The sequence below is a fragment of the Mesorhizobium sp. WSM4306 genome (assembly GCF_007003975.1).
Classification (GTDB): Bacteria; Pseudomonadota; Alphaproteobacteria; order Rhizobiales; family Rhizobiaceae; genus Mesorhizobium.
Window position 1 is genome coordinate 1 of record NZ_VFTC01000047.1, and the last position, 20,841, is coordinate 20,841.

Annotated in this window: 20 protein-coding genes and 1 pseudogene; 14 read left to right on the plus strand and 7 right to left on the minus strand. The window is 64.2% G+C overall.

The window, feature by feature from the left end; translation table 11 throughout:
• Positions 1-187: 187 nt before the first annotated feature.
• Together glyS and FJV77_RS30890 are read left to right on the plus strand one after the other, a co-directional pair.
• The gene (gene glyS, locus FJV77_RS30885) at positions 188-2,497 is read left to right on the plus strand and encodes a glycine--tRNA ligase subunit beta (RefSeq protein WP_142870117.1); all 2,310 of its coding nucleotides are present in this window, start codon (positions 188-190) and stop codon (positions 2,495-2,497) included.
• A gap of 220 nt (positions 2,498-2,717) precedes the next feature.
• Complete coding sequence (locus tag FJV77_RS30890; protein ID WP_142870118.1) at positions 2,718-3,050, plus strand: ATPase; 333 nt, start codon at positions 2,718-2,720, stop codon at positions 3,048-3,050.
• Positions 3,051-3,159: 109 nt separating this feature from the next.
• On the opposite strand, the gene FJV77_RS30895 is transcribed toward FJV77_RS30890, so the two are convergent.
• Positions 3,160-3,552, minus strand: a complete 393-nt coding sequence (locus FJV77_RS30895) for a hypothetical protein (RefSeq protein WP_142870119.1) — start codon at positions 3,550-3,552, stop codon at positions 3,160-3,162.
• 147 nt (positions 3,553-3,699) lie between these two features.
• Positions 3,700-4,167 (minus strand): hypothetical protein, encoded by a 468-nt coding sequence (locus tag FJV77_RS30900; RefSeq protein WP_142870120.1) that lies wholly within the window; start codon positions 4,165-4,167, stop codon positions 3,700-3,702.
• Positions 4,168-4,342: 175 nt separating this feature from the next.
• Here FJV77_RS30900 and FJV77_RS30905 point away from each other — a divergent pair, with 175 nt between their 5' ends.
• From FJV77_RS30905 to FJV77_RS30915, 3 genes are all read left to right on the plus strand, one after another.
• Positions 4,343-5,308, plus strand: a complete 966-nt coding sequence (locus tag FJV77_RS30905) for an L-threonylcarbamoyladenylate synthase (protein ID WP_185970487.1) — start codon at positions 4,343-4,345, stop codon at positions 5,306-5,308.
• Positions 5,309-5,326: 18 nt separating this feature from the next.
• A complete protein-coding gene (locus FJV77_RS30910) occupies positions 5,327-6,757 on the plus strand; it encodes an FAD-binding oxidoreductase (RefSeq protein WP_142870121.1) in 1,431 nt (476 codons plus the stop codon).
• Positions 6,758-6,942: 185 nt separating this feature from the next.
• Positions 6,943-7,509, plus strand: coding sequence for a DUF6101 family protein (locus tag FJV77_RS30915; RefSeq protein WP_142870122.1), 567 nt, complete (start codon positions 6,943-6,945; stop codon positions 7,507-7,509).
• 207 nt (positions 7,510-7,716) lie between these two features.
• Here FJV77_RS30915 and ubiA read toward each other — a convergent pair whose 3' ends face one another.
• Both ubiA and FJV77_RS30930 read right to left on the minus strand, forming a co-directional pair.
• Complete coding sequence (gene ubiA, locus FJV77_RS30925) at positions 7,717-8,700, minus strand: 4-hydroxybenzoate octaprenyltransferase (RefSeq protein ID WP_142870142.1); 984 nt, start codon at positions 8,698-8,700, stop codon at positions 7,717-7,719.
• Between the two features lie 51 nt (positions 8,701-8,751).
• Complete coding sequence (locus FJV77_RS30930) at positions 8,752-9,663, minus strand: LysR family transcriptional regulator (protein ID WP_142870124.1); 912 nt, start codon at positions 9,661-9,663, stop codon at positions 8,752-8,754.
• Between the two features lie 90 nt (positions 9,664-9,753).
• Here FJV77_RS30930 and FJV77_RS30935 point away from each other — a divergent pair, with 90 nt between their 5' ends.
• On the plus strand, positions 9,754-10,548 hold the full coding sequence (locus FJV77_RS30935) for a phytanoyl-CoA dioxygenase family protein (protein WP_185970488.1): 795 nt from the start codon (positions 9,754-9,756) through the stop codon (positions 10,546-10,548).
• Positions 10,549-10,680: 132 nt separating this feature from the next.
• The gene (gene purD, locus FJV77_RS30940; RefSeq protein WP_142870126.1) at positions 10,681-11,967 is read left to right on the plus strand and encodes a phosphoribosylamine--glycine ligase; all 1,287 of its coding nucleotides are present in this window, start codon (positions 10,681-10,683) and stop codon (positions 11,965-11,967) included.
• 9 nt (positions 11,968-11,976) lie between these two features.
• On the opposite strand, the gene FJV77_RS30945 is transcribed toward purD, so the two are convergent.
• Together FJV77_RS30945 and FJV77_RS33190 are read right to left on the minus strand one after the other, a co-directional pair.
• Positions 11,977-13,089, minus strand: coding sequence for a glycoside hydrolase family 25 protein (locus FJV77_RS30945; RefSeq protein WP_142870143.1), 1,113 nt, complete (start codon positions 13,087-13,089; stop codon positions 11,977-11,979).
• 317 nt (positions 13,090-13,406) lie between these two features.
• Positions 13,407-13,644: pseudogene (locus tag FJV77_RS33190) on the minus strand (hypothetical protein).
• Between the two features lie 194 nt (positions 13,645-13,838).
• Between FJV77_RS33190 and FJV77_RS30955 the strand changes: the two are divergent.
• The 6 genes from FJV77_RS30955 (at position 13,839) to FJV77_RS30980 (ending at position 19,659) form a co-directional block, all read left to right on the plus strand.
• Positions 13,839-15,608, plus strand: coding sequence for an acyl-CoA dehydrogenase family protein (locus tag FJV77_RS30955; protein WP_142870127.1), 1,770 nt, complete (start codon positions 13,839-13,841; stop codon positions 15,606-15,608).
• Between the two features lie 35 nt (positions 15,609-15,643).
• Complete coding sequence (locus tag FJV77_RS30960; protein ID WP_142870128.1) at positions 15,644-16,399, plus strand: crotonase/enoyl-CoA hydratase family protein; 756 nt, start codon at positions 15,644-15,646, stop codon at positions 16,397-16,399.
• Between the two features lie 198 nt (positions 16,400-16,597).
• Entirely contained in the window at positions 16,598-17,923 is a 1,326-nt protein-coding gene (locus FJV77_RS30965; protein ID WP_142870129.1) for a hypothetical protein, read from the plus strand.
• A complete protein-coding gene (locus FJV77_RS30970; RefSeq protein WP_142870130.1) occupies positions 17,916-18,500 on the plus strand; it encodes a hypothetical protein in 585 nt (194 codons plus the stop codon). The genes FJV77_RS30965 and FJV77_RS30970 overlap by 8 nt, the downstream gene beginning before the upstream one ends.
• Positions 18,497-19,093 carry a hypothetical protein gene (locus tag FJV77_RS30975; RefSeq protein WP_142870131.1) on the plus strand — a complete coding sequence of 199 codons (597 nt, stop codon included), beginning with the start codon at positions 18,497-18,499 and terminating at the stop codon, positions 19,091-19,093. The genes FJV77_RS30970 and FJV77_RS30975 overlap by 4 nt, the downstream gene beginning before the upstream one ends.
• Complete coding sequence (locus tag FJV77_RS30980) at positions 19,090-19,659, plus strand: hypothetical protein (protein ID WP_142870132.1); 570 nt, start codon at positions 19,090-19,092, stop codon at positions 19,657-19,659. Before FJV77_RS30975 ends, FJV77_RS30980 begins: the two co-directional genes overlap by 4 nt.
• A gap of 21 nt (positions 19,660-19,680) precedes the next feature.
• Here FJV77_RS30980 and pdxH read toward each other — a convergent pair whose 3' ends face one another.
• Complete coding sequence (gene pdxH, locus FJV77_RS30985; RefSeq protein ID WP_281408613.1) at positions 19,681-20,310, minus strand: pyridoxamine 5'-phosphate oxidase; 630 nt, start codon at positions 20,308-20,310, stop codon at positions 19,681-19,683.
• A 28-nt stretch (positions 20,311-20,338) separates the two neighbouring features.
• Here pdxH and FJV77_RS30990 point away from each other — a divergent pair, with 28 nt between their 5' ends.
• A complete protein-coding gene (locus FJV77_RS30990) occupies positions 20,339-20,800 on the plus strand; it encodes an RT0821/Lpp0805 family surface protein (protein WP_142870134.1) in 462 nt (153 codons plus the stop codon).
• Positions 20,801-20,841 lie beyond the last annotated feature (41 nt).

Below are 20,841 nucleotides of genomic sequence, written 5' to 3' on the forward strand. Positions count from 1 at the left end.
ACCTTGGCTCAATCGCTTTATTCCCACGAAATCTCTCCCGTGTAGATACAAGGTGGCTCGGCGAAGCCGAGACGGAGAGGGGGCTTGGCGCCGCCATGCGGGATTGGCCTGCGATTGTGGGGTAGAGGGTGACAGCGGCCAGCCGAGTTGCTATGCCCCGCGCGACACCCGCCGCGCGAGCCCAACCATGCCTGACCTGCTTCTAGAACTTCGCTCCGAGGAAATACCGGCCCGCATGCAGCGCAAGGCGGCGGGCGATCTCAGGAAGATGCTGACCGACGGTCTGGTCGAGGCGGGCCTGACCTATGACGCCGCGCGCGAATATTGGACGCCGCGGCGTCTGGCGCTCGATATCAGGGGCCTGACCGCGCGCTCGAAGGATATCCACGAGGAGGTCAAGGGGCCGTCGACGACGGCGCCGGAACAAGCCGTGCAGGGTTTTCTGCGCAAGGCAGGCCTTGCCTCGGTTGCCGAGGCGCATGTCCATTCCGATCCGAAGAAGGGCGATTTCTACGTCGCCCATATCTCGAAGCCAGGCAGGGCGGCGGAAGCGATCATCGCCGAACTGGTACCTACCATCATCCGCAGCTTCCCGTGGCCGACATCGATGCGCTGGGGGCCGGCTTCGGCCAAGCCCGGCTCGCTGCGCTGGGTGCGGCCGCTGCAGACGATCCTGTGCACCTTCGGCCCGGAGACCGAGGAGCCGGTGGTGGTCGATTTCGAGATCGACGGCATCCGCTCGGGCAACGTCACCTACGGCCATCGTTTCATGGCGCCGGGTGAAATCACCGTGCGCCGCTTCGGCGATTATGTGACCAAGCTGGAAGCGGCCAAAGTCGTACTCGATGGCGACCGGCGCAAGGAGATTATCCTGGCGGACGCGCGCAACCTCGCCTTCGCCAACGGGCTCGACCTGGTCGAGGACGAAGGGCTGCTGGAAGAAGTGTCGGGCCTTGTCGAATGGCCGGTGGTGCTGATGGGCGAATTCGAGCAGGCCTTTCTCGCCATTCCGCCTGAAGTGGTCCGGCTGACCATCCGCGCCAACCAGAAATGCTTTGTCACCCGGCCGCAGGGCGATGGCGAAAACCTCTCCAACCGCTTCATCCTCACCGCCAACATCGAGGCGAAGGATGGCGGCAAGGAGATCGCGCATGGCAACGGCAAGGTGGTGCGCGCGCGCCTGTCGGATGCGCTGTACTTCTGGCGGACCGACCAGGGCGACCTGCCTGACATCGGGGAGCTTGAGGCATCGGCGAAAAAATTCGGGCTCGATCTGAAAAAGCCGCTCGACCAGCGCATGGCCCGCCTCGACCATCTCAATGTCACCTTCCACGCCAAGCTCGGCACCCAAGGCGAGCGGGTGGAGCGGATCAAGCGGCTGGCAGAAGTGTTAGCGCCGATCGTGGCGCAGTCGATCTCCCCCCTCGAGGGGGAGATGGCCGGCAGGCCAGAGGGGGTCGCTTCGCGTGAAGCGCCGGCATCCTCTGTCCGCGATACGGCGTCGCGCCCAGTCGGACCGACCCCCTCTGTCGCCTTCGGCGACATCTCCCCCTCGAGGGGGGAGATTACCGCGCTCGCCGGGCGTGCCTCCGTGCTGGCCAAGGCAGATCTCACTACCGAAGCAGTGGGCGAGTTTCCCGAACTGCAAGGCGCCATGGGGCGCAAATATGCGTTGCTGCAAGGCGAGCATCCGTCCGTGGCTGCGGCTATCGAGGAGCACTACAAGCCGCAAGGTCCGTCCGATCGCGTGCCGACCGATGCGGTGTCGATTGCGGTCGCGCTGGCCGACAAGCTCGACACGCTGGTCGGCTTCTGGGCAATCGATGAAAAGCCGACGGGGTCGAAGGATCCTTATGCGCTACGGAGAGCGGCTTTGGGTGTGGTGAGGATGCTGGTCGAGAACGGCATCCGTCTGGCCCTGTCGTCCATTTTCGATGGCGCTGCCGCCAATTTCAAGGACAGCGGTGCAGGTCAGTCGACCGATCTCCTCGCCTTCTTCCACGACCGCCTGAAAGTTTATCTTCGCGACCAGGGCGCCCGCCACGATCTCATCGACGCGGTGATCACGCCGCAGTCGGACGACCTCTTGCAGATCGTGCGCCGCGTCGAAGCGCTCGGCTCCTTCCTCGACACCGAGGACGGCAAGAACCTGCTCGCCGGCACCAAGCGCGCGGCCAACATTCTTGCCGCCGAGGAGAAGAAGAAAACGGCCATCGCCGAGACTGTTAAGCCGGCACTGTTTCGTGAAGACGCCGAGAAGTCGCTGTTTGCGGCGGTGAATCAGGCTGAGAAGCAAGCCGGCGAAGCGATTCAAAACGAAGACTTTTCCGCCGCCATGCTGGCGCTTAGCGTGTTGCGTGAACCGGTTGATTCATTCTTTGAACGCGTTCTCGTAAATGATGAGGACCAGGCCGTGCGCGCAAACCGCCTGGCGCTGTTGGCCCGCATCCGCACGGCGACCGATCAGGTCGCTGACTTCTCCAGAATAGCTGGCTAACGCAATTCCAGGAAAAGTGTGTAACGGTTTTCCGTCCGGAAATTGCGTAAAACACGGAAGCTGGAGCAGGTCGCCGTTCCCGTGAAACGGTGAACTGAGAAAGCGCGGGAGAAGTCCCCAAAAATTTCTTCGTCGCCGGCCGTTCGAGCCGGCTTACAGTCATATGACGATGATCTCTCCGTGGCAAAAAGGACATGTTCCCAACCCCACGGAGGCTTCCATGAATTCCGCTTACGACATCGAAGTGACAGAAGAAACCTCGGGCACCGCCGAGACGCTTGAATCCGCTTCCGCCCTCGATAATGCCGCCGCCGCTGCGGTCGAGGCAGACGACCTGTCCGACGACGACGAAGAAGGCGACGACGAAGACGGCGACGAGTCCGGCGAGGAAGAAGGCGAAGAAACCACCGCTTCATCGGATGATGACGAAGACGAGGAAGACGGCGAAGACGACGACAGCGTGAAGGCCGAGGCCAGCGACGCTGACGAAGAAGAATCCGACGACGAAGAATCCGAAGACGGCGAGGATGACGACAAGGAAGAAGCGGCCTGAGCTTTCAGGCGACTGACATCAAACGAGAAGGGGGGCGTTCACACGCCGCCCTTCCTGTTTTTAGGCCACCCGGAAACTGACTTTGTCAGTCCTCCCGAGGTTGACGAAGTCAATCCTCTAGAATGCTGACATGCACGCTGTCTGGATAGACGTCGACCTGGATCAGTGGCTCGCCATTGACGATGGCGTTCCGTGTCGAGGAACTCATCGCGCCGCCTCGCTTCAGCATGCGCTCCAGATACGCGCGGTCGTCATTGCTCCCGAACCAGTCGTCGCCCTGGTCGTCGGTGTCGCGCCGGTGAAACTTGTGCCAGTTGGCGCGGTCCTGCCGCACCATCTGTGCCGCGCTGCTCAGCCCGTAGCCGTCGCTGGCATGGTGGTCGCGATCGGAAATACGCGCGACATAGGACCCCAGCATGTCGTCACCGGCCTGCGCGCTGCCAATGCCCAAAAAAGACGCCAGCAACAGGCCGGCCACGGTCAATGATTTCGCCTTGTTCATGATACCCCCTTGCTCACTTGAAACCCGGCGCGCTCGTGCCAAAACCGATTGGCGAAATTGGGGCCGCCGCCGACGGGCCGATCGTGCGCCGGGGCGTCGATCGGCGTCAAGCGGAATGGACTGGCCGACTGCCTTTGGCTGAATAGCCTACTCGGCTTTGCCGACGCTCTGGATCGGCTGCTGCGGGGTTGCCGCCGGCTGCGGCGCCGCCGGCTGCGACCCGGGCTTGCCCTTCGACGCCGTCGCAGTTCCGGCTGGTGCGGTCTCCGCCCCAGGCGTTGTATTCGCCGCCGGCGCTGCTGCAGCGCTCGCCTTGGCGGGAGCCGGCGCGGCGAAGGCGCCGCCGACGATGCCGCCACGAATGATCATCGGGGCCTGGCCGTGCCTGGGCTTTTCGGGAATCGCCGCGACCTTTTCATAGGTGACGTCGGGTTGCGGATCGCCGAGCGCGACGATCGATGGCGACGAGGCGATCTTGACCGGTTCGGCTCCGCCAACCTTGATAACCGACGGCGTCGAGGTCGAGACACCGAGAAAGACGATCGACGAGGCCTGCGCCCCACCAGTCATCGCCGCCAGGGTCAAACCAAGCGCTCCAAGCATACGCACCGACATCGAAACCATCCCTTGCCCAACAAGCCGCCAGCCTTAACCCAGAAAGCCTTAACCCCAGTGGATTGATGCCGGCTTGCAGGGAAACATAACATTTTAGGCATTGATAATTCACCAACGCCTGCACTTGCTCGAAAATCACTGCCGTATTAGGTCCGGCGCCTGTGAGGTGAACAGAGTGGCTGAGATACTACCCGTCGGCGAAGCGATGGAGCGGGCGCTGGCGCTGCTCGAGGGCGGCGACGTCGTCGCCATCCCGACGGAGACCGTCTACGGACTGGCCGGCGATGCGACCAATGGCGTTGGCGTCGCCCGCATCTTCGAAGCCAAGGGCCGGCCGCGCTTCAACCCGCTGATAGCCCATGTCGCGGATCTGGCGATGGCCGAGCGCATTGTGACCTTCGATCCGCTGTCGAAACGCCTGGCCGAGGCGTTCTGGCCGGGACCGCTGACGCTGGTGCTGCCGCAGCAAGCCGGCAACGGCATCCATCCGCTGGTCACCGCCGGGCTGGATACGATCGCACTGCGTATGCCCAGGGGGTTCGGCGGCGAGCTGATCGCAAGACTCGGCCGGCCGCTGGCCGCGCCCAGCGCGAACTCTTCGGGCAAGATCAGCGCCACCACCGCGCAAGCCGTAGCGGCCGATCTCGGCGCGAAAATCCGGCTTGTCGTCGATGGCGGCGCCACTCCGGTCGGGCTGGAATCGACCATCGTCAAGGTCGAAGGCGATATCGTGCGGCTTCTGAGGCCGGGCGGCGTCGCCGCCGCCGACATCGAGGCCGTCACCGGCATCAAGGTGCAGCGCGGTGCGACATCAGGCATCGAGGCGCCGGGCATGCTGGCCTCGCACTATGCGCCGGGCGCATCGGTGCGGCTCAATGCGCAAAGCGTGGTCGAAGGCGAGGCCTTGCTGGCCTTTGGTGGTGACCGCGCCGACGGCTGGCAAGCGGCCGTCGCCTTGCGCAACCTGTCCGCGTCAGGCGACCTGCGCGAAGCCGCAAGCAATCTGTTCGCCTATTTGCAGGACCTCGACCGCAGCGGCGCGGCAACGATCGCCGTGGAGCCGATCCCGGTTGATGGGCTTGGCGAGGCGATCAACGACCGGCTGTTTCGTGCCGCCGCCCCACGTGACAAGCTCGACTGAGCGCCATAGTTTGCGCCCATGAACGACGCACCCTTCGATCTCGACCCCGCCCTCATCAACCGCTTCGCCGCAATCGTCGGTGACAAATATGCGCTGCGCGACCAGGCCGATATCGCGCCTTACCTCATCGAGCGGCGGGGGCTGTGGCACGGCAGGACAGGGCTGGTGCTGCGGCCCGGCAGCGTCGACGAGGTCAGCCGGATCATGCGGCTGGCGAGCGAGACGGGAACGCCTGTCGTGCCGCAGAGCGGCAACACCGGGCTGGTCGGCGCCCAGGTGCCCGACCCATCCGGCCGCGAGATCGTGCTGTCGCTGTCTAGGCTGAACCGCATCCGCGAGATCGACGTCTTTTCCAACACGGTGACCGTCGAGGCCGGCGTCATCCTGCAGACGCTGCAGGAAGCCGCCGACGCCGCCGATCGTCTGTTTCCGCTGTCGCTTGCCGCGCAGGGCTCCTGCCAGATCGGCGGCAATCTCTCGTCCAACGCCGGCGGCACCGGGGTGCTTGCCTATGGCAATGCGCGCGAACTCTGCCTCGGCGTCGAAGTGGTGCTGCCGACCGGCGAGGTGTTCGACGATCTGCGCAAATTGAAGAAGGACAACACCGGCTACGATCTGAAGAACCTGTTCGTCGGCGCCGAAGGCACGCTCGGCATCATCACCGCCGCGGTGCTGAAACTGTTCCCCAAGCCGAAAGGGCGTGAAGTCGCCTTTGCCGGCCTGTCGTCGCCGGAAGCAGCCCTTTCGCTGTTCAGTCTGGCCATGGACCGGGCAGGGGCCGCACTCACCGCCTTCGAGCTGATCGGCCAGCGTCCTTATGATTTCACGCTGCGCCACGCGCAGGGCGTCACCCGGCCGTTGGCGCAGGACTGGCCCTGGTACGTGCTGATGCAGGTCTCATCGGGCCGCTCGGCCGAGGACGCCAGGGGGCTGATCGAGGAGGTGCTGTCGGAAGGCCTCGAGCAAGGCATTGTCGGCGACGCGGTGATCGCCGCAAGCATGGCGCAAGGCGACGCCTTCTGGAATTTCCGCGAAGTGCTGCCGGACTCGCAGAAACCCGAAGGCGCCTCGATCAAGCACGATATTTCGGTGCCGGTGGCGTCCATACCGGCGTTCATTGCCAAGGCCGCGGGCGCCATCGCCTCGGTCAGCCCGCAGGCGCGTGTCGTCTGCTTCGGCCACATGGGCGACGGCAATCTCCACTACAACATCTCCCGGCCGGAGGGTGGTGACGATGAAGCGTTTCTCGGTCTCTACCACGCCATGAACCATGCCGTGCACGATGTCGTACGCTCCTTCCACGGCTCGATCTCGGCCGAGCATGGCATCGGCCAGTTGAAGCGCGACGAACTGATCGCCACCGCGCCGCCAATGGCGATCGAACTGATGCGCCGGGTGAAGGCCGCCTTCGATCCGGCAGGCATCATGAATCCCGGTAAGGTTATCTGATCCTTTCAACATCTTGGGGCTGGTCTCATTCCGATAACCATCCCCTGAGATCAGCAAAATTTAACCGACTTTCTTAAGCGCAGCGGTAAGAAGCCGGCGCTACTGTTTCGCATAACGAGGCCGGGAAAACTGGCCCGGTGGGATCCGTGAAAACGGCTCTCAGGAGAAACACAGGAAGGCAGTAGATGAACAGTGTACTGAAGCCCGTCTGGGCCGGGCGCAACATGCGTCTTGACCCATTCCGCCTGCCGCAAGTGGTGAGCTATGCCACGCGCGACGACTATGGCGACGTTACCTTCACCATCGACCAACGTGGCGCCGTCATTCGCCGCACGCTCGAGATGAGCGGCGTGCCGGCGATCATCGCACTGCCCGCCAATGCGTTTCGCGGCGTCGCCGCCCGCGCGATGGAGGATCCGGAAGGCAATGTCACGGTAACCCTGGAACTCCTGCACAACGACCCGATGCTGTCGGTGCCGCTGCTGGTGGCCGACGATCTCGACGACGTCGCCGCCGACTGGCGCGCCTGGGCCGATGCCTATCGTCTGCAGATGCTGCTGATCGAATCCGACGGCATTGCCCGCACACTGGAAGAATCGCTGGGCGCCGCCATCAAGGCGTTGCCGGCCAAGGATCGCCGCAAGGGTCGCGTATCGACCACGCGCCGTCCGCGCTTCCTCGCCCGCCGCAGGGCCGGCGATCTCGGCCTGCGACTGGTCATCGACGGTGAAGAGATTATCGCGAGGGAGTAGCCTCCTTCTCCCCGTCACTATACGGGGAGAAGTGCCCGGCAGGGCGATGAGGGGCAGCGCTGACTCCGGCGTTTGTCCACCTCAAAAAAGTATGATCCGACGCACGCGCTATATCGTTGCAGTAATTGAACCTTGCCTCGAAGGTTGGCGCTGCCCCTCATCCGGCTGCCGCCACCTTCTCCCCGTATAGCGACGGGAGAAGGGAGATTACACCAGCGGCTTCAGCGCCACCCACAGCGATCCGCCGATCAGGCCTAGGAAGATCAGCCAGCCGACCTGGTTGTTCGATTTGAACAGCCGCAGGCACTGGTCGGGATCGTTGATATCCAGAACCGCGATCTGCCGCGCCATATGCGCGCCGGCGGCGATCAGCCCGGCCAGCGCCACCACCGGCGCCTGCGCCGAGGCAAAGGCGATGGCAAAGCACACCAGCGTGCCGCCATAAAGCCCGACCAGCCAGGTCTTGGTGTTGTCGCCGAACATCCGCGCCGTCGAACGCACGCCGACAATGGCGTCGTCTTCCTTGTCCTGGTGCGCGTAGATCGTGTCGTAGCCGATCACCCACAGGATCGAGCCGATATAGAGCATGATGGCAGGGCCATCGAGATCGCCGAACTCCACCGCCCAGCCCATCAGCGCGCCCCAGGAGAACGCTAGCCCAAGCACGAATTGCGGCCAGTTGGTAAAGCGCTTCATGAAGGGATAGACGGCAACGATCACCAGCGAGACGATGCCGAGCGGAATGGCGAAGTCGTTGAACTGCAACAGTACGATGAAGCCCAGCCCGGCCTGGATGACGAGGAACGCCCAAGCCTGGCGGCGCGTCACCTTGCCGGCCGGCAGCGGCCGCGAGCGGGTGCGCTCGACCTTGTTGTCGATGTCCTGGTCGACAATGTCGTTATAGGTGCAGCCGGCGCCGCGCATGGCGACGGCGCCGACGAAGAACAGGAACAGGAACCACGGCGACGGCAGCAGCGTCAGCAGCGGGTCGGTAGGCCGCGGATAGGCGCTGGCCGCAAGCGCTGCCGACCACCAGCAGGGCCATAGCAGCAATTGCCAGCCGATCGGCCGGTCCCAGCGCGCAAGCTGCGCATAGGGCCATAGCCAGCGCGGCAGTATCTTGTAGACCCAATGGCCGCTCGGCGCGTCGGCGACGCGGCCTTGGGCCGCTTTCGACTGGATGGTTTCCATCGTGCTGGAGTGGCAGCAGCAGCGAGCGCCGTCAAGCGGCCGCATTGTCGCTCAGGCGGTGAAAACATCGTGGCTGGCAAACCATTCCTTCGCCACTTCGATGAGGGCCAGTGCCGCCTTCGACAGCCTTTGCCTTGTGTCGTGGGTGAGGATGATGCGCTGCATCGGCAGCGGATCCGACAGCGGCTTGCAGACCAGCGGCAGGCCGTCATAACTCCTGTCGCCATATGGCCTTGTGTAGCTCACCGCGACGCCGAAGCCGTTGGCGACCATGCTGCGCTGCAGTTCGAACGAACTCGTCGTCGACTGCGAGACCGGCGACAGGCCGCGGCTGAGAAACAGGTCCAGCATATGCTGCCAGCTGTGCGGCTGGTCGGTGGTAACAAGTGGATGGGTCGCCAGTTCGGCGAGGCTGACGCTGGCCTGGCTGGCCAGCGCGTGGCCTTGCGGCAAAAGCGCATGCGGCCGCAGTTCATGCAGCAGGATGCGGGCGAAGTGCGAGGGCAGGCCGAGATCGTAGGTCAGGCCGAGGTCGATGGCGGAATCGCCGAGGCGCCGGCCCAGCGTCTCGAAGGTCTCGTCGCGCACGACCACAGTGACCGCCGGGCAGCGTTGCGAAAACGCGCGGATCAGCGCCGGCGCGAAATAGGGCGCCAGATCCTCGAAGCAGCCGAGCACCAGTTCGCCGCCGACATCGGCGTCACGCGTCCCCAGCCCAACCAGTTCGTCCGCCTCGGCCAGCACCTGCTTCGCCTTCGCCACCGCGCCGCGGCCGAACGAGGTCAGCGCGATGCCGCTGCCGCGCTGGCGCACGAACAGTTTCTGGCCGAGCGTCGCTTCGACATGGTCGATTGCCACCGAGATCGACGGCTGCGAGACGTTCAGCATCCGGGCGGCCGCGGTGACGCTGCCGTGCCGGGCGACAGCAACGAGATAGCGCAGCTGGGTGAGGGTAAGATTCATAGGCATAAGCTATAAGAGAGATGAGAAGTTATTATTTTACACGATGTGCGGCGGCTGCGATAGTCGGTCATCCAACAGGGGAGACATGAGGTGGCCGCCACACATATCGATGCCGCAGCGATTGCCGACTACCAGCGCGATGGCGCGGTCTGCATACGCGGCGCCTTCAAGGACTGGGTCGGCCCTATCGCCGCCGGCATCGAGCGCAACATGCAAAATCGCAGCGCCGCGGCGTCCGACATCGCCAATGGCAAGGGCAGCTTCTTCGACGATTATTGCAACTGGGAGCGCATCCCCGAATTCGTCGATGTCGTGCGCAATTCTCCGGCCGCCGAACTGGCGGCGGCGGCGATGCGGTCGCGCAGCGCCCAGTTCTTCCATGACCATGTGCTGGTCAAAGAGCCGGGCACGCAAAAGCCGACGCCCTGGCATCAGGACATCCCGTACTATTTCGTCGATGGCACTCAGACCGTCAGCTTCTGGATCCCGATCGATCCGGTCAAGGAAGCGACGCTGCGGCTGATCGCCGGCTCGCACAAATGGGACAAGATGATCCTGCCGGTGCGCTGGCTCGACGACAGCAATTTCTATGCCGGCGAAGGCGACTACCTGCCGGTGCCCGACCCCGACAAGGATCCGTCGCTGAAGGTGCTGGAATGGGAGATGGAGCCGGGCGACGCCATATTGTTCGATTTTCGAACCGCGCATGGCGCGCGCGGCAATCCGACGGCGGCACGGCGCCGGGCGCTGTCGCTGCGTTGGGTCGGCGATGACGCGCGCTATGTCGAGCGCCCCGGCCGCACCTCGCCGCCCTATCCCGGCCATGACATGAAGCCCGGCGAGAAACTGCGTGAGGACTGGTTCCCCGTCATCTACCAGAGCTGATCCGGCCGGGAACGTTGTGCCCTCCGCGCGACGTTCCCGTGCGCAACCGGCATCGCGCAAGGTAAAACTCTTGACCCGCTGCGCTTGGCGCAATAGCGCAGTCCCTGTCGTGAAATGACAAGGGACATCGGCATGCGCGTTTTGTTGATCGGCTCCGGCGGCCGCGAACATGCCCTGGCCTGGAAGCTCGCGGCCTCGCCGCTGTTGACCAAGCTCTATGCCGCGCCCGGCAATCCCGGCATCGCTCGCGAGGCGGAGCTGGTCAAGCTCGACATCGCCGATCATGCCGCTGTCGCTGCCTTCTGCAAGAACAATGCCATCGATCTCGTCGTCGTCGGGCCGGAAGGGCCGTTGGTCGCCGGCATTGCCGACGATCTGCGCGATCAGGGCATCCGCGTCTTCGGCCCGTCGAAGCGGGCGGCAAGGCTCGAAGGCTCGAAAGGCTTCACCAAGGACCTCTGCGCCAAATACGACATCCCGACCGCCGCCTATGGCCGCTTCACCGATCTGACCGCAGCGAAGGCCTATGTCGAAAAGGTCGGTGCGCCGATCGTCATCAAGGCCGATGGGCTCGCCGCCGGCAAGGGCGTCACCATCGCCATGACGCTGGACGAGGCCCGCGCCGCGCTCGATGCCTGTTTTGACGGCGCCTTTGGAGACGCTGGCGCCGAAGTGGTGGTCGAGGAATTCATGACCGGCGAGGAAGCGAGCTTCTTCTGCCTGTGCGACGGCACCACGGCACTTCCCTTCGGCACCGCGCAGGACCACAAGCGCGTCGGTGACGGGGACATCGGGCCCAACACCGGCGGAATGGGCGCCTATTCGCCGGCGCCGGTGATGACGCCCGAAATGGTCGAGCGCACCATGCGCGAGATCGTCGAGCCGACCATGCGCGGTATGGCCGAATTTGGCGCGCCCTTCGCCGGCATTCTCTTCGCCGGACTGATGATCACCGACAAAGGGCCGAAGCTGATCGAATACAACACCCGCTTCGGCGATCCCGAATGCCAGGTGCTGATGATGCGGCTGAAGGACGACCTTCTGGTGCTGCTCAACGCCGCCGTTGACGGCCAGCTTGCGCACAGTTCTGTGCGCTGGCGCGACGAGACCGCGCTCACCGTTGTGATGGCGGCGCGGGGCTATCCCGGCACGCCGGAGAAAGGTTCGGTCATCCGTGGTCTCGACGAAGCCGCCGGCGATGGCGTTGAAATCTTCCATGCCGGCACCGCCATCAATGGCGGTGCGCTGGTCGCCAATGGCGGCCGCGTGCTCAACGTCACCGCGTCCGGCAAGACGGTCGGTGAAGCGCAAAGCCGCGCCTACGCCGCGCTCGACCGCATCGACTGGCCGCAAGGCTTTTGCCGCCGGGACATAGGCTGGCAGGCGGTAGCGCGGGAGAAGGCCGGTGCGGCCGGTTAGTGTCGGCAGTCAGCGCTCGCGAACGAGCTCCGTCGAAGCGGTGCTGACCGGGTCGGCGGCCTGGGAGAAGGCTGCCTCGAGGAGAGCCTCCGAGCGATACGCGGTCCGCTTCCAGGCGACATAGTCGGCAATGCCGAAGCGCGCGCGGTGCGGCACGGTCTTGACCACCGGTATGCGGAAGGCGGCGCGGAATGTCTGCCAGCGCGCGCCGAGCACCGCCACCATCTCCTCGACCGTCGGCGGCGTTGCGACATCGGCATAGGTGATGGTGATTTTGCCGGCCAGCCCGGCCTCGCGCGAAACCGGCACCGGGATCGAGGCGAGGTAGTCGGGCGGCACATTGATCAGGCCGCCGAACGGCCATTGCTGGCGCAGCGTGGCTGCATCCATCGGCGCGACGTTGACATCGATGTCGTTGGGCGTGCCGGCGACGCGGTACGGGCAGCGAAGGCGACCGCAATTGGCCTGCGCCGAAAACTGCCACAGCGCATAGCCCTGCCAGTTGCCCATCGGAAAATGCACGTCGATGTCGGGCTTGTAGCGCGCATACCAGAGCGGCAGCCGCGACAAGAGCCGATATTGATAGCGGTTGTCGGCGATGTACTGGGCGGTCTTGCCGTTGGCGTAGAGTATCGGGAAACGGCCGAGCCGCCGGTGCACCTGGCGCACGAATTCCTCGGCATCCTCCAGCGACATCCACTGCGTGGGATCGTTGCCTTCGAGGTCGAGTGCCAAGAGATCGTCCGGCGCCGGTTCGGCGAAATCGATGAAATTGTTCGCCTGCTCGACCGGATTGCCGGGGCGGGCAAGATGATAGGCGCCCCATTTCAGGCCGAGCGCCTTGGCCACCACCTTGCGCGTCTGGAACAGCTCACGCGTCACCGCATAGCGTTTCCACAGCGTCTTGCAGAGTTTGACCGTCGTCTCGTCGCCGTAGCAGAAATAGGGCGGCGGCAGCCCGTCGGACGCCTTGTTGATGAAGCCGACGATGCGCTTGTCGGTAGCAAGCTGCGCCCAGTCGATGGAATTGTATTCATAGGCGTCGACGACGAGCGCGCGGTCGCCATCCCGCCATGGCTCCGAGAAATCGGAAGCTTGTGCCGCAGATATCAGCGCCATCATCGCCGCGAGAGCGATTGCTGAGCGGCGAAGAAGATGCGCCGGCGTTTTCAAACAGGGTGTCCCCGCTGACCAAACACCGATGGTGAACTGCTATGGTTAAGGAAGTGCTGTCGTCGTGACATCCGATCTCCCCCCTTGTGGGGGAGATGTCCGGCAGGACAGAGGGGGGCGCGCTGTCCCTCTGTCCTCTCATTCGATCGCCGCTGCGTCGTGCCGCGTGATTGGCGCGGAAGTGAGCAAGGTTGGCGTTCCTTCACGCCCCCCTCTGCCCTGCCGGGCATCTCCCCCACGAGGGGGGAGATTGGCAGCTCCGCTGCTCATCGCCTGCCGGTTGTCTGCACCTCAAGCGGATCCGGCGCCGGCTCCTGCTGCAGTGTGCCTTCGGCGGCGCGCTTGCGGTGGTGGGCAAGCGAACATCGCGGCGAGCACAATATGCCGCGATCGGTCCAAATAGGCGGGGCCCCTTTCGGGCTCGCCGTGATAATGCCAGAAGCCGCTTGTCTGATACGGCAGGCCGCATTCGATGCAACGGTATGTCTCGGGTCTGGCAAGCATGGCAGGTTCCGGTTCGCTCTGGCGTCGGCGGTCGGCTGCGCGGAGTCTAGCGCGGCTGGCAAAGATTGCAAAATCCGCGTGACAAAGTTTGACGTTTACGTAAAAAGAAGATCGTAGGCCGCCCAAAGGCGGATGGTTTTGCATCGTCCCGGGTCCTAGGATCGAGGAGGGCGGGCAGCGGAGGAGAAAGCGGCATGTACAAGGCGCCGGTCGACGACATTTCGTTCACGCTGAAGCATGTCGCCGGCCTCAAACCGGCGCTCGACATCGGCGCGTTCGGCGACCTCGGCGAAGACCTTGTCGACGCCGTCCTGGCCGAGGCCGGCCGCTTCGCCAGCGAGGAAGTCGCGCCGCTCTACAAGGTGGGCGATGAGCACGGCGCGGTTTTGAAGGACGCGACTGTGACCACGCCGCCCGGCTGGAAGGCGCTCTACCGCAGCTGGGTCGACGGCGGCTGGAACGCGCTGTCGGGACCGGAAGACTTCGGCGGCCAGGGCCTGCCGACCATGCTCGGCGTCGCCGCGCTCGAAATGTGGAACTCCGCCGCCATGGCCTTCGGCATCGGCCCGACGCTGACCATGGGCGCGGTGGAAGCGCTGGACAAACATGCTTCCAAGGCGCTGAAGGCCAAATATCTGGCGAAGCTCGTCTCCGGCGAATGGATGGGGACGATGAACCTGACCGAGCCGCAGGCCGGTTCCGATCTCGCCGCATTGCGCACCCGCGCCGAACCTGCCGGCGACGGCACCTATCGCATCTTCGGCCAGAAAATCTTCATCACCTATGGCGAGCACGATTTCACCGACAACATCGTCCATCTGGTGCTGGCGCGGCTTCCCGATGCGCCGGCCGGCACGCGCGGCATTTCGCTGTTTCTGGTGCCGAAATTCCTGGTCAATGATGACGGGTCGTTGGGGGCACGCAACGACGTCTTCTGTTCGGGCCTCGAGCACAAGCTCGGCATCCATGCCTCTCCGACCTGCACCATGATCTATGGCGACGGTTTTCAGGGCACGACCCCCGGCGCTATCGGCTGGCTGATCGGCGAGGAGAACAAGGGCCTCGCCTGCATGTTCACCATGATGAACAACGCCAGGCTTTGCGTCGGCATGCAGGGCGTGGCGGTGGCTGAAGCCGCGACGCAAAAGGCGATCGCCTATGCCAATGAGCGCCGCCAGGGCAAGGCATCGGACTATGCCGGCGCCGGCATGGCGCCGATCGTCCATCACCCGGACGTGCAGCGCAATCTGCTGACCATGAAGGCGCTGACCCAGATCGCCCGCGCCATCTCCTATTCCTGCGCCCACGCCATCGACCTGGCGCGGGTCTCGGCCGGCGATCAGGCCGCGCATTGGCGCGACCGCGCCAATCTCCTGACGCCGCTGGCCAAGGCCTTCTCCACCGATGTCGGCGTCGATGTCACTTCGCTCGGCGTCCAGGTGCATGGCGGCATGGGTTTTATCGAGGAGACGGGGGCGGCAGCGCTCTATCGCGATGCCCGCATCGCGCCGATCTATGAGGGCACCAACGGCATCCAGGCGATCGACCTGGTAGCGCGCAAACTGCCGCTCGGCGGCGGCGAGCACGTGCATGGCTACATCGGCGAACTGAAGGCGGTCGCCGATCAGGTGCGCACCTCGAATCTGGAGGGCTTCGGCCGCACTGCGGAGGCGCTTGACCGGGCGCTGGATGATCTCACCGAAGCGACGCGTTTCCTGCAGAAGCTGCTGGCCGAAGGTCGTCTCGACGAAGCGCAGGCGGGTGCGACACCCTATCTCCGGTTGATCTCGCTTGCCGCCGGCGGCGCCTATCTGGCGCGTGGCGGGCTTGCCGAGCAAAACCGCATCGCCCTTTGCCGCTTCTTCGCCGAAAACCTGCTTGGCGAGGTCAGCGCTCTCAAGGAACGCGTCATCCATGGCGCCGAAAGCCTCGCCGCCGCCGGCAAGACGCTGATATCAGCCTGAATACTCAGCTTGACGTTCATCAGGGAAACAAAACCGTGACAGACCATATCCTCGTCGAGCGCCAGGGCGCCATCCAGCTCATCCGCATGAACCGTCCGGACAAGAAGAACGCGCTGACGCGCGCCATGTACGCGACAATGTCCAAGGCACTGGCCGAAGGCGATGCCGATCCGGCGGTCCGCGTCCATGTCTTCCTCGGCGTGCCCGGCGCTTTCTCGGCCGGCAACGACCTCGCCGACTTTCTTGTCATCGCCACCGGCGGTGAAGGCGGCACGGAAGTCTGGGATTTTCTGATGGCGCTGGCCAAAACGGAGAAACCCATCGTCTCGGGCGTCGATGGCATCGCGGTCGGCATTGGCACTACGCTCAATTTGCATTGCGACCTGACCTTTGCCACGCCGCGCACCGTGTTCCGCACGCCCTTCGTCGATCTCGGCCTGGTGCCGGAGGCCGGCTCCAGCCTGCTGGCGCCGCAGATCCTCGGCCGGCAGGGCGCCTTTGCCCTGCTTGGCCTCGGCGAAGGTTTCTCGGCCGAGCGCGCCAAGGCCGCCGGCCTGATCTACGAGGTGGTCGAGGAGAGTGCGCTCGAAGCCGCGGTGCTGGCGGCGGCGGGCGCAGTCGCGGCCAAGCCGCCTGAGGCGCTGAAGATCGCCCGCGATCTGATGCGCGGCTCGCGCGACGAACTGGTCGCCCGCATCGCCGAGGAAAGCGCACATTTCCGTGACCGGCTGAAGTCCGACGAGGCGCGGGCCGCGCTCACCGCCTTCATGACGCGCAAGAAAGCGGGCTGATCCACCGACACTGGCAAGGTGTGTCAGGTGCAAACGAAACACACGCCAGACGCGTGTTTTTGACCTGTACACTGCGGTTTTCACGCCCTATCTCATCTTTCGGCGGGGGCCTGGTCGGTGGAGAAGACATGGCCCGCAACTGCCAACAAGCAACCTTTCGCGACGCCAAGAGGCCGGCATTGACGGATTGAACGTCCGATGCTTGCCGATTTTGCGAAGCCGATGATCCTGACGTTCAGGCTCTGGTGGCGCTTCTGGCCGCAACTGGTCGCCTTGGTGCTGCTGGGCATTGTGGGCAGCGACCTGTTCATGCAGGTCGCCGCGCGCGCCGCCCTCCTCAACCACATGGCGGGCTTGGCACTGCTGACGCTCGTGGCGCTCACGCAGCTCATCGTCACCGTCGCCATGTTCCAGACGCTGCTTCCCGCCTTGCCGGCGATCCGTGCCGCACAGGAAGCCGCGCGTGGGCAGGCATCAGGTGAAGCCGGCGCTGAGGCGAGCGGCGGCACCACGCGGCTAGCGCGCATGGTCAGCGTCGCGCTGCTGCCGTTCTTCGCCTACTACGCCGCCTGGGGCTTTCTGGGCGATACGGTGCGGCAATATTCGCGCGTCACCCTCGACATGGCACCCTTCGGCGAAGGCGCGGGCAATGTGCTTGATGTGCTGGATTCGCGCTGGCTGGTGTTTTCGGTCGTCATCTCCTGGCTGGTCAGGCGTCTGGCCCAGGCGATGCAGAAACGCGGCGGGGCAAGGTCCTTCTGGCAGATTGTCGTGGTGATCTGCGAAACCAACTGGATCTTCGTCGGTCTTTACGTCATCTCGCGCTGGAAGGACGACATCGTCGGCTGGATCATGAGCCGCAACATTTTTTCCGTCCTGCAGGCCGCAGCCGACGGCGTGGCCAACCCCGTCGCAAAAGCCTTTGCCGATCCGATGGTTCCCGTCGAAGTCACCTCCATCGACACGACAACAAAACTCATCGCGCTGTTCTTCTTCATGCTCTTGCCGGTGATCTGGCTGGTCATGACCGCGCTGATCTATGGCTACGACGTGCGCGACGACAAGGAACTCTTGCGCGTGCACGAACGGGTCGAGCGGCTCGGCGCCCGCTATCGCACAATTCCGAAATTCATGCGCGATTTCGTCGAGCACTTCATCTCGGGCTATCGCTCGCGCTATCTGCCGATCGCCAATGGCGTACGCATCACGCTGAGTTCCGGCGTCGTGCTCACGCTCACGCTGATCGCCGGCTACCGGCTGATCGATTGGCTGGCGGCCTGGGCATGGCTGGGCATGACCCGCATCGTCGGCCCGCACGACCTCGACACCTGGCAGGTGCTTTCTGAAGGTGTCTCGCTGCTGTTCGGCAGTGCCTTCCAGGACTCTTCGACCGGCATTCTGGTCGAGCCGCTGCGCATCTGCTTCCTCGCCGCGATCCTCGAAACGGCATTCGCATTGCCCAAGCGCCAGACCGGCGAGGCGGCGGAGCCGAATGGTCCAGCCGGAGCGGCGCAAAATGCTTGAGGGCGCCCGCTCGCGGCTGAAAGCCTGGATCGTAACCGGCATCGGTACGGCGGCGGCGATTGCCGTTGCCGGTGTGCTCGGTGCCTTCGAGGCAGGGCATGCGCAAGTACCGGTTCTGGCTCGTGCCGGCCCGATCGAAACCGGGCAATGGCTGCTGCAGCCGGTGAAGGCCTATGTCAGCGCAGAGAAATATGTCTATGGCACCTTGCGCAAGCCCGGCACGAAAGCGCTGGTCTTCGAGGTCGACATGACCAACCGCACGGCCCAATCCACAAAGGATTATTTCGACCTCGTCCAGGCAACCAGGCCGCCGCTCGACCCGGCAACAAAACCCTACATCGTGCTGACCCGCGATTCGACGCTGTCGCCGGAACTGCATCCCGGCATGACGGAGCGCATGGCCTATGTCTGGGAGCTGCCGGAAGGTGGCGCCGTGCCGGCAAGCCTCGGCCTGACGGTCATGAGCAAAATCTATAAACAGCGCGACAACCTTTACGGCCTGCCCGGCTGGTTCAATCCGAGCCCGGTTGGCACGCTGACGATTCCTGTCGCACCCGACACTGGAGGCCAGCCATGATGCGCAAACTGGCCAATCTCATCCTGCTGCTTGTCGCCGTGGCGTTCTGCTACGGCCTGCAGATTTCGAAGCCGCACTATGGCGATCTGATCGGTCCTATCCCTGTGCGGGGCAAGGTGGGAGATACAATCGTTGGCCGCAGCTTCGAGGTTCGCGCCGAAAAGCTTGAGTTTGCGCGCAAGCTCGAGACGGATCGGTTCGGCGAGACGAAAGTGCTGACCACCGGCGGCGTGTGGGCCGTGGTCACGGTGGCGTTCGCGGCCAGAGCCGAATCGACATCAGTCGCGGTCGCCTCCTGGCGCGGACCAACGGGGCTGACTTACGACCACACCGAGCGGCTGTCCTTCGTCAACAACGGCTTTCTCCCGGTCACTGTCGATCCCGGCCTGCCGAGGAAGGCAAGGCTGGTCTTCGAAGTGAGCCCGGCGGAGGCCGGCAACGCGACGGTACTCATCTCAAACAAGCTGCTGGCGGCGCTCGATTCGCAGGCCGAGATTTCGATCGGGCCGGTCGCTGTCTTGTCCGACGGCTTTCCTGTCGGCACCGTCGACACGCTCGATCTGTCGCAGCCGATTGATGGGCAACCGAAATGACGGCGCAGAGTGTGGTTCAGGACAATGGCCTTGGCGAGCGGAAATGGCGCCGCCGCAGCCTTTGGGGGCTGCTTGTGCTCATCCCTTTGACCTTAGCCGTGGAAGCCTACGACAGCGTCAAGGCGCTGCTCGGCGACAATGATTTATTTGAGCGCAGCGTCGCCTGGGGCCAGAGCGCGCATTTCGGCGGCAGCGACTGGAGATTGACCGATCTGCGCGGCGCCTTCGGCATGAAGAGCCTGCCGCCTGATTCTGTGCCGGTGCTGGCCGATTTTTCGGTGACCGTGGGCGATCCCGACCTGCAGAAGCTGTGGCTTGGCTGCAAGGTGATGCTGATCGATGCCGAGGGACGGCGCTGGTCGCCGACGTCCATTGTCTCCCTGAGAACGCCGGACAATGTGCAGACATGCATTTCGGCGATATTCTCCGGCGCCAAGACCGGCGAAACGCTGAACCTGCGCGAAACCTTTTTGGTGCCGAAGGCGGCGACCAAGACGATACGTCCGGCGGTCGGGCTTGGCAGCGAACGGCCGCATTTCCTGCTGTTTCAGCTGGAAAAGGATTGATTTCCCGTAGCCCGGCGTTTCTCAGGGATAGAGCCGCGTCTTGTCCCAGCCGCCTTCGGCGTTGCGCGAAAAGACCAGGCGGTCGTGCAGCCGGAACGGCCGGTCGTGCCAGAACTCGATCGCCTGCGGCACGATGCGGAAGCCCGACCAGTGCTTTGGCCGCGGGATCTCGCCGATCGGGTAGCGCGCTGTGTACTCGGCCACCGCTTTCTCCAGCGCGAAGCGGCTTTCCAGCGGCCGCGACTGTTTCGAAGCCCAAGCGCCGATGCGGCTGCCACGCGGCCGCGTCGCGTAGTAGGCGTCGGCTTCAGCGTCGCTGACGATCTCCACGGGGCCGCGTATGCGCACCTGGCGGCGTAGCGATTTCCAGTGAAAGCACATCGCCGCCTTCATGCTGCCAAGAATCTCGCGGCCCTTGGCGCTCTCGAAATTCGTGTAGAAGACAAATCCGCTTTCATCGAACCCCTTGAGCAGAACCATACGCACATCCGGCATGCCGTCGGCATCGACGGTTGCCAGCGCGACGCCGTTGGCATCGTTGATTTCGCTCTTTGTGGCGTCCTCCAGCCAGGCGGCAAAGAGCCGGAACGGCTCGGCGGCCTCGGTAAAGTCACTACTTGTTAACTCAGTGTCACTCATAGTTTTTCTCAAATTGTCTCGAGCCTCAGGAGGTTGCCGATTGTCGCGTATCGCGCAAGCTTTTGACAGCGGGCAATGGAGCGCTTTCGCTTCGGCCAGTTCGAAAGCCGTGATCGTGATCGTCGCCTTGCCGCTCGCCGCCTGCGGCGCCGGCGGCTTCAGCCTGGAAAAAGCCGAAGTTGATCGTTCCATCGTCACCTCGAGCGCGCCGGCGCAGGTGATATCGACGGACGCCGATAACGCTTCCGACCAGACCACGATCGGCAATGCGGTCTCTTCGGCCGACATAGAGGAGCTTCGCGGCCAGGCCGTGCCGTGGGCGAATGCCGGCACCGGCTCACGCGGCTCCATCACCCAACTTGCCGAGTTGCAGGACAACGGCCAGACATGCCGCAGCTTTACCGCCTCGCGCGAAAGCTTCGACGGCGTCGCCTTGTTCAAGGGAGAACTGTGCATGGCCGGCGCCGGCGGCTGGCACATGCAGGATTTCAAGGCGCTTTAAGTGTTCCAGACCGCATATTTGGCCCACATCGATAGGCGACC